The sequence below is a fragment of the Parabacteroides sp. Y3-G-102 genome (assembly GCF_023656845.1).
Classification (GTDB): domain Bacteria; phylum Bacteroidota; class Bacteroidia; order Bacteroidales; family Tannerellaceae; genus Parabacteroides; species Parabacteroides distasonis.
The window spans coordinates 107,177-119,832 of record NZ_JAMOKU010000003.1; the positions used below are offsets into that span (position 1 = coordinate 107,177).

Consider the following 12,656-nt stretch of genomic DNA (forward strand, 5'->3'; position numbering starts at 1 on the left):
GAGGATTAACGATTAACAATTGACAATTAAATGAGAAAATGAGAAAACGAATACTGAAATATTCCATATGGATCGTTGTATTATTGTTTGGTGTCGGCTTGTATTCGCTGAATGCTGATTACCTTGCGTATACATCATCTTTGCCGGAATTGGAGTTGCTGGAAGCTCCGGAGGATACGATTCCTCCCCGTTATCCGGTAGCTAAAACTACACCGGAGGAATATCAAGATATCGTGAAACAATCACCTGCCGATTTGCGTGATCCGGAGAATGTCAAGACTACGATTGAGTATGATTTAAAGACGAATACGTATATTGTTCGTACGAAATTAGGCGATATGGAGATTGGTACGCCGATGAGTTTAACCCCAGCGGAATACCAAGATTATTCTATGCAACAATCACTTCGTTCCTATTTCCGCCAAAAGAACGAGGAAGAATTCCAAAAAGCTACGAATAAACAGTTCAACTTAACCGATATGCAGTTTAATATCGGTGCGGCGGAACGTATTTTCGGCCCCGGTGGAGTACGTGTAAGAACACAAGGTTCGGCCGAGATCACGATGGGATTGAAGACGAATAAGAATAATGATCCTTCTCTTCCGGAGCGTTCCCGTAAACGTACTTTCTTCAATTTTGACGAGAGTGTGCAGTTGAATGTACAAGCCTCGGTGGGTAGCAAGGTGAATTTCGGAATGAATTACAATACCGAGACCTCTTTTGATTTCGATTCCAAAAAATTGAAGTTGGCGTATACAGGCGAGGAGGATGAGATTATCAAGTCGTTAGAAGCCGGTAACGTGAGCATGAATACCAGCAATTCCTTGATTAATGGAGGTGCGGCTTTATTTGGTATGAAAGCGGATTTACAATTTGGTAAGTTGCGAGTGAACGCCTTGTTTGCCCAGCAGGAATCTGAATCCAAGACGGTTAGCTCAAAAGGGGGCGTGCAGACGAAGCCCTTTGAGATCAAGGTGGATGAATACGACGAGAACCGTCACTTCTTCTTGGGCCATTATTTCTATGATAACTACGATAAGTTTATGGAGTCTTTGCCTACCGTCACCTCCGGTATCGAGATCTCCAAGATAGAAGTATGGGTAACCAATAAACGCGGTAATTATGACCAGTCCCGCAATATCGTAGCTTTCACCGATTTGGGAGAAAATGAATCTCGTAATATCGGTAATACTGCGTTGGTGATGCCTTCCGGAACGGACAGACGTCCGAATAATTCCGCAAACAATTTATATACGACTTTAACCACTCAATTTACGGATGCCCGTAAGATAAGTATGGTTAATGATGCGTTGAAAGGCTCCATGGAGGGAGGACGGGATTTTGAAAAAATCGAGAGTGCCCGTTTGCTAGAGTCATCTGAGTATACATTAAACAAGAAATTGGGTTATATTTCTTTGAGGACTCAGTTACAGGCTGATGAGGTATTGGGTGTCGCTTTTAGTTTTATCTATAATGGCAAGACCTATCAAGTCGGTGAGTTCTCTACGGATAATAAAGAGAATACGAGCGACTGTATTTATGTGAAGTTGCTAAAGGGCATCACGATGTCGCCTGATATGATGTTCTGGGACTTGATGATGAAGAACGTATACTCATTGGGTGCTTATTCGGTGCAGAAAGAGAAGTTTAAGTTAAACGTTACCTACCAGAGCGATTCTACCGGTACGTATGTAAACTATCTTCCGGAAGGTAATTGTGCGAATCAAATCTTGATTCGGGTATTAGGGCTGGATCGCTTGGATACCTATGACAATCCGAATCCGGATGGTTTCTTTGATTTTATTGACGGTTATACGATACAGGCGGAGACCGGTAAGATTATATTCCCTTGTGTACAACCTTTCGGCTCGAAATTACGGGAAAAGGTAGGTAATGCCTATGCCAGTAAATATGTATTCCAAGAGTTGTATGACTCGACATTAACTGTTGCTCGCCAGATCGCCGAGAAAAATAAATTTCTTTTAAGTGGTGAGTATAAAGCCTCGTCGGGTTCGGAGATCGACTTGGGAGCTACTAACGTGGCCCGTGGATCCGTACGTGTCACGGCAGGAGGAGCTACACTGACCGAGAATGTGGATTATACGGTAGATTACAGTTTAGGACGTGTGACGATCTTGAATGAGAGCATCATATCGAGTGGGACACCCGTTAGCGTATCTCTGGAGAACCAGTCTACTTTTAATATGCAGCGAAAGACGATGATCGGGTTAGACTTGAATTACCAGTTCAATAAGGACTTCATGGTCGGTGCCACGGTTATGCATATGTCGGAAATGCCTCTTACGGTAAAAACCACTTTGGGAGATGAGTCTATAAAGAATACTTTATGGGGCTTGAATACCTCTTATAAAGCCGAGAGCCAGTGGTTGACAAATGTATTTGATAAGTTACCCTTGTTGACATTGACCAAACCTAGCCAAATCTCATTCAATGCGGAATTCGCTCATTTAATAGCGGGACATTATGAGAATCAATATACGGGTGGTTACTCTTATTTGGATGACTTCGAGTCTACACAAAGTGGTATGGATCTTTTGAACCCGTATGCTTGGAACTTGGCGAGTACCCCCTATGAAGATTCGAATCCTAAATTTCCGGAAGCGGAGAAGGTGAACGATATCGCTTATGGTAAAAACAGAGCTTTGTTGGCTTGGTATACGGTAGACGGAATCTTCACACGGAAGAGTTCCTCTTCCCGCCCTCGACATCTTACGAATGATGATTTATCGAATCATTACACCCGTGGAGTCAGTTATAAAGAGATCTTCCCGAATAAAGAGTTGGGAACCAATGATAATACGACTTTGCCTGTATTAAACCTCGCTTTTTACCCGAATGAGCGTGGTCCGTATAACCTGGATGCGGAAAATGTAAACTCGGACGGTACGTTGGGTAATCCGGAAAAACGTTGGGGTGGTGTAATGCGCAAGATCGAGCCTAGCGATTTGGAATCTGCCAATTATGAATATATCGAATTCTGGCTTTTAGACCCGTATCTTGAGGACGAGACAGCCGAGGGTGGTGACCTATACTTTAACTTGGGTGAGATTTCCGAGGATATCTTGAAAGATGAGCGGAAATTCTTTGAGAATGGTATGCCCGTGGACGGTGATATGTCGAAAGTTGATACGACTGTTTGGGGTAAGGTGCCTCGCACGCAAAGTACGGGATATGCGTTTGATGCCCAAAATCGTGAGCTGCAAGATGTCGGTTTGAACGGTCTTTCTACGGAGGAAGAGCAAATTTTCCCTACGTATGCGGATTATTTGAATAAATTGAGGGCGAAACTATCCGGTGAGACAATCTCTAAGATGATGGATGATCCGTTTTCTCCTTTTAACGATCCTGCCGGGGATAATTATCACTATTTCCGTGGGGATGATTACGATGCTAAGGAGTTGGATATCTTATCTCGCTATAAACGATATAACGGTACAGAGGGAAACTCACAAGAATCCGATCAAAGATATGCTACAGCCGGAAAGAGTACACCGGATGTGGAAGATATCAATGGCGATAATACGTTGAATGAGACAGAGAAATATTTTGAGTACAAGATCTCTCTCCGTCCAAAAGATTTGCAGGTCGGTGTAAACAACATCGTCGATGAGCGTACTCCGGAAGTAACCTTAATGAATGGTGATAAGGAGAAAGTAAAATGGTATCTATTTAAGATTCCTATTAAAGATTATGAGAAGAGGGTTGGAGCGATCCGGGATTTCAAGACAGTCCGTTTCATGCGTATGTATATGACAGGATTCCGTAAGTCTACGGTTCTGCGTTTCGGTACCTTGGAATTGGTTCGTGGTGATTGGCGTACTTATACGCAGGATTTGTCAAATCCTCTTATTCCGCCAAAGTCTGATGGACAGATCGTCGTATCTTCTGTAAATATAGAGGAGAACGGGCAGCGTCAGCCGGTCAACTATGTGTTGCCTCCGGGTATCAGCCGTATGTTCGATTCCAGCCAGCCTCAGTTGCTTCAACAGAACGAGCAGGCATTGTCTATGAAAATAACGGATTTATCTCCTGCGGATGCACGTGCGGTTTATAAATCTACCGCTTATGACCTTCGCCGGTATAAACGATTACAAATGTTCGCTCATGCGGAAGCGCCGATTGATGAGAGCAAGACTTTGTCGAATGGTGATTTCTCTGTATTTATTCGTTTAGGTTCTGACTATAAGAATAATTATTATGAGTATGAGGTGCCTTTGGATCTGACTCCCCATAGTACTATTCTTTATAATACGAACAATAGTGCGGATCAAGAAAAAGTATGGCCTTTAAATAATACCTTGAATTTTAAACTGGAGACTCTAACCGACTTGAAGTTGGAGCGAAATAAATTGAAACGTCAAGGACAGGGAAATATAAGCTACCAAAAGGTTTATTCGAAAAATGATCCGGATAATACGCGTAATAAAATCAGTATCATCGGTAACCCTAGCTTAGCGGAGGTGAAAGTGATCATGATCGGCGTACGTAATAATACGGGTGATATCAAGAGCGGTGAGGTTTGGGTAAACGAACTTCGTATGACCGATTTCGACGAGAAAGGCGGTTGGGCCGCTAATGCGAATCTGAACGTCGCTTTATCCGATTTGGGTACGGTCAATGTAAGTGGACGAATGGAAACCGCTGGTTTCGGTGCGTTGGATCAGTCGCTGGCCGAACGTCGGATGGATGATTATTCGCAATATAGTGTGGCGACCTCGATTGAGTTGGGTAAGTTGTTCCCTGAGAAAGCAAAGGTTAGCATACCTTTTTACTATGCTTATTCGAAAGAGACTACAACTCCTGAGTATGATCCGTTGAATGAGGATATTAAGCTTTCGGACGCTTTGGATGCGGTAGAGACCCAAGCCGAGAAAGACTCCATCAAGAGTTATTCTTTGAATCAGACCACTATTAAGAGCGTCTCTTTCAATAACGTAAAGGTAGATATCCGTAGCAAGAACCCGATGCCGTATGATCCGGCGAACTTCTCGTTAGGTTACTCTTATAGCCAGAACAGTAAGAAGAACCCGGAGACCGAATATGAGACAACCAAGGATTACCGGGGTAATTTCGCTTATAATTATACGCCTTACGTGAAACCGTTCCGACCCTTCGAGAAGCTGAAGAAGAATAATGGATATACGAAATATATCAAGCAATTCGGACTGAATTACGTTCCGTCGAATATTAGTTTCCAGACGGCGATGATGCGGAATTACTATGAGATTAAGCTAAGGGATTTGACAAGTTCTACGGATGGAGGTAACCAGTTGCTCTCATTCAGTCACAATTTCTTGTGGGACCGTGCCTTCAGTTTGCGTTGGGACTTTACGAATAATCTGAGCATGACGTTTACTTCCGGTACGAATGCCCGTATCGAGGAACCGAATGTTCAAGTGAATAAGAAATTGAATCCGGATGATTATCAGGTATGGAAGGATTCCGTGAAGCAAAGTATCCGTGATTTGGGTACTCCTTTGAAATATGACCAAACGTTTAATGTCACTTGGAATATGCCATTGCAATTCATACCGGCATTAGACTGGGTAAATAGTTCATTGACTTATAATGCCACGTACAACTGGGATCGTGGAGCCAATGTCGCTAGTATTGAGTTGGAACAGGGTAATATAATAAAGAACCAACGTCAATTTGACTGGCAGGGTAGTTTCAATTTGCAGTCATTGTACAATAAGAATAAATATCTGAAGAAGATCAACCAGAAATTTATGGCCTCTTCCCGGGTAAGCGCTCGTCAACCGGAGAAAAAGAAGAAAGAGGTGAAACTAGAGAAAGAGATTCAATTGAGCCCGGATAGTGGAACGATCGTGCAGCATGGAATGTTTACGAAGAAGGTTCGTATCACGGCACGTGGAGCGGATGGGAAGGTCTATTCAATTAAATATAAGCCGATCAATTATGCCCAAGTCATGATCTTGAATAAAGATACGGCTCATTTGAAGCTGACAATTGTGCCTGGTCCTCAGCCTTTGGAGGGAACTTTAACAAAAGTAGCTGAATATAGTAGCCGTTTCTTGATGATGGTACGTCGGGTAAACATACAATATTCGTTGGTAGACGGTATGATGTTGAGTGGTTACGCTCCGGAGGTTGGTGATATGTTCGGGCAACGGCGTACAGGAACTTTGGCTCCGGGACTCGGTTTTGCCTTTGGAGCGGTAAGAAGGAGCTTTATCGACGAGGCGGACGAGCGGGGCTGGCTGGTAAAGAATGAGAATATGACGACTCCCGCCATGATCAATAGCGCGAAGAATCTTACGATTCGTGCGAATCTAGAACCTATAGCCGGCTTGAAGATTGATTTGAACGCAAACCGGGTAGATACCCGTAGTACCGATATCTATTATATGCAAGACGGTATGCCCGAGCAGATGGGAGGTAGCTTTACGATGACGACGATTGCCTTGGGTAGCGCTTTCGGCGGTAGCGGAAACGCTAATAACGGTTATTCCTCGAAAGCGTTCGATAAATTTATCGCTCACCGTAGCGTGATCGCCCAGCGCTTAGCGGATACATATTCCGGTACGGTTTATCCGAGTTCCGGTTTTATGGCGGGGCATGCTTTAGCCGGAAAACCTTATGATCCAGCCGTAGGGGGAGGTGTAAGTCTGAATTCCATGGAGGTATTGGTGCCTGCTTTCTTGGCGGCTTATACAGGCAAGGACCCAAATAAGGTAGGTCTGTCAGCTTTCCCGTCCATTAAGAGTCTGCTACCGAACTGGCGTGTTACGTATGATGGCTTGATCCGTATACCGGTTATCCGCAAATACTTTAAGAGCATGATGTTGAGTCATCAATATCGTTGTTCCTATAGTGTAGGTGCGTTTTCCTCCTTCTTGGATTGGGTAGATGCCGGGCAGGATGGTTTGGGATATATCCGTGATATCCAAACCGGTAATCCTACGCCATCGTCTCCTTATGATATAGCGGCTGTGAGTATCACGGAAGGATTCAGCCCGTTGTTTGGTGTAGACGCTACTTTATTGAATAATATAACCGGTAAGTTTGAGTTGCGCAAGACTCGTAACTTAAGCCTGAATATTTCCTCTTACCAATTGGTGGAAGCGCTTTCCAACGAATTCGTGATAGGAGTAGGATATAAGTTGACTGAGTTTAACAAGGTGTTGAAAATGAAAAAGACACGGGACTTCAGTAATGATCTTACGATCCGCTTAGATTTCTCTTACCGTAAAATGCAATCGTTGATCCGTAAGATAGAGGATCAGTTTACGCAGGCTACCAGCGGGAATATCGCCAAGACCATCCAGTTCTCTGCGGATTACGGGTTAAGTCGTGCCTTGACATTGAGAGCGTTCTATGATTTACAGATCAATGAGCCGATCGTGTCCACATCTTCTTACCCGACATCGAACTCGAACTATGGTATTAGTTTACGGTTCTCCTTAGCGCAATAAAAAGAGTATAGTCTATTTACAGGACTTCTTGGTCTGTTTTTAAATACCTGTCTAGCGGTATGGAATAAACCTTTATATTTGTGCGAAATATAATTTGGATATGAAGAATACTTACAAATTGATATTATTTCTTCTCTTGATAACCCAAGCCTCTTTCGGCCAAGACGTGAAAGGGTATATTAAGGATGCGGAGAGCAAGGAAGCTTTAGCCGGGGTAAACGTTTTTTATAAGGACAAAGGGGGTACGAGAGGAACTGTGTCTGATATAAACGGTTATTATGAGCTGAAAGTGACGGATGGCGACGCTGTATTGACTTTTAGCTATCTGGGATATGAAACGTTGAGCGTTCCCGTGAAAGTAGATCCGGGAGAGTTCTTGACACGTGACGTATCCTTACGAACAAGCTCAAACATGATGGACGAGGTCGTCGTGAGCGTCGGGCGTTATGAGCAAAAGCTAAGCGATATTACCGTCTCTATGGAATTATTGAAAGCGAAAGATATCACTCGTCAGTCTCCGAAAGATTTAACGGATGTACTGAAGAATATCTCCGGAGTGGACGTAACGGACCGGCAACCTTCCGTACGCGGTGGTACGGGATGGACCTATGGCGTGGGTAGCCGTTGCTTGATTCTGGTGGACGGAATGTCGGTGCTAACTCCGGGTTCCGGCGAGATAAACTGGAATATGATCCCGATGGAGAACGTCGATCAAGTAGAGGTACTGAAAGGGGCCTCTTCCGTATTATATGGCTCTTCTGCGTTGAATGGTCTGATCCATGTGAAAACGAAACGCCCCGGATTAGATCCGGTAACACAGGTGAACGTACAAGGAGGATTGTATGGGAAGCCACGCCAAGACGGGACGCCTTTATATGGAGGGTTGGATCTCTCTCATTCCCGTAGGATCAAGAATTTTGATTTGACAGTGGGGGCTAATACATTCTTGGACGACGGGTATCGGCAGGATAATTACAACCGCCGTGTCCGGGTCGGTGGGAATCTTACGTATCACGATCCCCGGGTACAAGGGTTGAACTATGGTGTGAACGTGAATTACTTGTATAACGATTATACAGGTTTCTTTATCTGGCGTTCTCCGGAGGAACCCTATATTCAATCTCCGCTGGCGAATATGGGACGCCGTGAGAATACATTTTATATAGATCCCTTCTTGAATTATACGAATTCGGAAAAAGGGACGACTCATCGTTTCAAGGGGCGTTTCTTCCATCGGGGAAGCCGTATCATCACGCATACCACGGATAAGTCTCTTTTTGACATAACGAATAATATGGGTTTTGATATCTCATCTGTTCCGGAGATTATCAATATGGCGCAAAACTGGCAAACCGAGTTATTGCCGACCTTCTTACCGTATTTGCCGGAGGTGATGAACGGGAAGGTGAGCGGATTGATGGGTGAATTGGGCAAGCTGGGAAATCATTTTTTCCCGACAGCTACCTCGGCGGATTATATGGACTTGATTTCTTGGGTGATGGGACGTACTCCGCTACCCGATAAGAATAACGTAGGGGCTTGGTTGGTAGATGCCATGAAGCCGGTGGAGAAAAAGGCGCCGGAGGCTACGGATCATACTTATTCCTATAATCTGGATTACCAATTCAGCAAGAAGTTCGATCATTCACAACTCACGGTTGGAGGTACTTATGAGCGTATTCATGCGGATTCGAAAGTGACCGGGCAGCATAGTAGCGATAATGTGGCTACCTTCCTGCAATATGATCATAAATTTATCGATCGTTTGAACGTCTCGGTCGGTGTTCGTCTGGAGTATTACCGGGTCGATGATTTCTACAGGGAAGCGGAGACGAAGATTTTCGGGGCGAAGGTTCCGATAAAACCTGTTTTCCGTGGAGGCTTGAATTATGAGTTGGGTGAGTATAGTTTTATCCGGGCATCTTTCGGACAGGGATACCGTTATCCATCCGTTACGGAGAAGTTTATCCTGAAGGATATCGGAGGTGTGGGAGCTTTCCCGAACGCTGAATTGAAAGCGGAGCAAGGTTATAATGCCGAACTTGGTTTCAAGCAAGGTTATAAGTTCGGCAATTTGAAAGGCTTTATCGATGTGGCCGGCTTTTATACCCGTTACAAGGATATGATCGAGTTCCGTTTCGGCCTGTTTAATAATAAGACCTTCGATTATATCGATGGGCTTTCCAAGTTGTTCAATGCGTTCTCTAGCGGCGACGGCTTAGGAATCGGCGCTCAGTTCACGAACGTAGGCCGGGCGGAGATTTATGGGGTAGACTTGTCTACCTCGGGTGTGTATGAGTTTAACCGTGATACTCGTCTGGCATATACTTTGGGGTATGTTTATACGAATCCGATCGATATGGACGTGGATTCACGGAACGCGGAGGAGGAAGCGAATGATGACTTAATGGCGATGCGTTCGAAATCGAATGACAGCAAGTATTTAAAATATCGCCAGAAACATTCCGTAAAGGGGGTATTCGATCTGGAATGGAAACGGTTTAATATCGGAACGAATATGTCATGGAAAAGCAAGACATTGGCGGTCGATTATTTTATGGTCGATGAGCGTATGAAGGCGGAGCCTAACCTGATGGATTATATGCGTTCGATGCTATTCGGAAACTTACATGATTATTGGGCAGAGAACAATAAAGGATATTTCGTCATGGATATGCGTGTCGGGATGAAAGTGACGAAGAATATCCATGTACAAGGACTGGTGAACAACCTCTTAAACAAGCGCTATAGCGCTCGCCCGATGGATGTCGGCGCACCCCGGACTTTCATCCTGCAAGTGGGAGCCAATTTCTGACAATTCACCCAGTTGTAGAGACGGAGCGTGCTCCGTCTCATCCCCTCACAACATATGATAACTTTTCAACTCATTTCGTAAACGAATCGCTTGATTGTCCGTCACCTTATCCATCAGTTTCCAGAACCTTTCGCTATGGTTCATCTCTATCGTATGGCAAAGCTCATGCAATAATACATAATTCACCAAATGCCAAGGAAGAAGCATTAATGATTGCGAGAGATTAATGCTCTTCTTCATTGTACAACTTCCCCAATGCGTTTTGCTATTATTGATTTTCACCCCGGTCAACATAAATCCATGTTGCCTTGCCAATAGCGTGATACGTTCCGGCAACAACCGTTTCGCCTCGTGGCGGAGCGCCTTCTCCAGCATGGATTTCAGTAAGGATTGCACCTCTTCCTCTTCGAAACGAGTCTCATTCGGACAAGCGATATGCAGTACCCCATCCTCCAATCTCATGTAGAAATTACTTCGCTCGGTGCGGAAGATATGCAAGCGGAATGTCGTAGCCTGTAACTCCGATCTTTCGTCGAGCAGGGGCCGGGCCGGATACTTCTGGAGCGCTTTTACCAGCCGGGCCTTGTTCTCCATGATAAAAGCGATCATACGTTTCTCGTCTCCCCCGGGTGGCATCGTGGCGGTTATCTTTCCTTTTGATATCTTGAGCGTGTATCGAGTGGCCCGGGGAGTGGTACGGAGCGTTATGACTCCCAAATCCTTGTCTTGTATATCCTTTTCCATTCCTGCCACAAAAGTAATACATTGAGAGAAACAATAATACGATGGAATTGATTATCTTCGCGATCGTAAAGGTTAAAAACATAATCAATATAATAAATTAGCAATCATGAGCAAAAAAGCACTTTTAATTATCTGTGATGGTTGGGGAATTGGTGACAAAGGTAAAGACGACGTGATCTTTAACACGCCGACTCCATATTGGGACGAGTTATTGAAAACTTATCCAGCCTCACAGTTGCAGGCTTCTGGCGAGAACGTTGGTTTGCCTGACGGACAAATGGGTAACTCTGAGGTGGGCCACTTGAACATCGGTGCTGGCCGTATCGTTTACCAAGATTTGGTGAAGATCAACATCGCTTGCCGCGAGAATACGATCATGGAGAACCCGGAGATCAAACGTGCTTATGGCTATGCGAAAGAGAATAATAAGCAGATCCACTTCATGGGCTTGGTTTCCGATGGTGGTGTACATAGCTCTTTGGAGCATTTAATGAAACTGACGGATATCGCCAAGGAATACGGAATCAGCAAGGCTTATGTACATTGCTTCATGGATGGCCGTGATACGGACCCGAAGAGTGGTAAAGGCTTTATCGAGACGTTGGAGAATCATCTGAAGACTACCGGCGGTAAGATCGCTTCTATCATCGGACGTTATTACGCTATGGACCGTGACAAACGTTGGGAACGTGTGAAAGAGGCTTACGACTTATTGGTCGAAGGTAAGGGTAAGCAAGCCGAGTGCATGGTAAAAGCGATGGAAGAGTCGTACGCCGAGGGTGTAACGGACGAGTTCATCAAGCCGATCGTTCACGTTGAGAACGGAAAGCCGGTTGCTGTTATCGAGGAAGGCGATGTCGTGATCTTCTTCAACTATCGTAACGACCGTGCGAAAGAGCTTACGGTTGTATTGACTCAGCAAGATATGCCGGAGGCTGGTATGCATACGATCCCGGGCTTGCAATATTTCTGTATGACTCCGTACGACGCTAGCTTCAAGGGTGTTCATATCTTGTTCGACAAAGAGAACGTAAATAATACGCTGGGTGAGTTCTTGGCAAACGTAGGTAAGACTCAGTTGCATATCGCCGAGACAGAGAAATACGCTCACGTGACTTTCTTCTTCAACGGTGGCCGCGAGACTCCGTTCGATAGCGAGGAGCGTATCTTGGTCCCTTCTCCTAAAGTGGCTACTTACGACTTAAAACCGGAAATGAGCGCTTTCGAGGTGAAAGATAAATTGGTGGACGCTATCAATACGAAGAAATTCGATTTCATCGTAGTGAACTACGCCAACGGTGATATGGTAGGCCATACGGGTATCTACAAAGCGATCGAGAAAGCGGTCGTAACGATCGACGCTTGCTTGCACGATACGGTTGAGGCCGCTAAAGCCAACGACTATGAGGTAATCATCATTGCTGACCATGGTAATGCGGATCACGCCTTGAACGAGGATGGCACTCCGAATACGGCTCACTCCTTGAACCCTGTTCCATTCGTTTATGTGACAGCCAACAAGGACGCTAAAGTAGAGGATGGTATCTTGGCCGATGTGGCTCCTTCAATCCTTCACATCTTGGGCTTGAAACAGCCGAAGGAGATGACTGGTAAGTCATTGATTAAATAAGAGCTAGGCG

Annotated in this window: 4 protein-coding genes; 3 read left to right on the forward strand and 1 reads right to left on the reverse strand. The window is 44.8% G+C overall.

Features of this window, described 5'->3' with window-relative positions; all coding sequences use genetic code 11:
* Window positions 1-38 precede the first annotated feature (38 nt).
* Complete coding sequence (gene sov / locus NBH16_RS02435; protein ID WP_048927901.1) at window positions 39-7,457, forward strand: T9SS outer membrane translocon Sov/SprA; 7,419 nt, start codon at window positions 39-41, stop codon at window positions 7,455-7,457.
* Between the two features lie 100 nt (window positions 7,458-7,557).
* The gene (locus tag NBH16_RS02440; RefSeq protein ID WP_122382788.1) at window positions 7,558-10,272 is read left to right on the forward strand and encodes a TonB-dependent receptor; all 2,715 of its coding nucleotides are present in this window, start codon (window positions 7,558-7,560) and stop codon (window positions 10,270-10,272) included.
* Window positions 10,273-10,317: 45 nt separating this feature from the next.
* On the opposite strand, the gene NBH16_RS02445 is transcribed toward NBH16_RS02440, so the two are convergent.
* Window positions 10,318-11,016, reverse strand: coding sequence for a M48 family metallopeptidase (locus NBH16_RS02445; RefSeq protein WP_250788057.1), 699 nt, complete (start codon window positions 11,014-11,016; stop codon window positions 10,318-10,320).
* 106 nt (window positions 11,017-11,122) lie between these two features.
* On the opposite strand from NBH16_RS02445, the gene gpmI reads away from it, so the two are divergent.
* Entirely contained in the window at window positions 11,123-12,646 is a 1,524-nt protein-coding gene (gpmI, locus tag NBH16_RS02450) for a 2,3-bisphosphoglycerate-independent phosphoglycerate mutase (protein ID WP_005866663.1), read from the forward strand.
* Window positions 12,647-12,656: the final 10 nt, after the last annotated feature.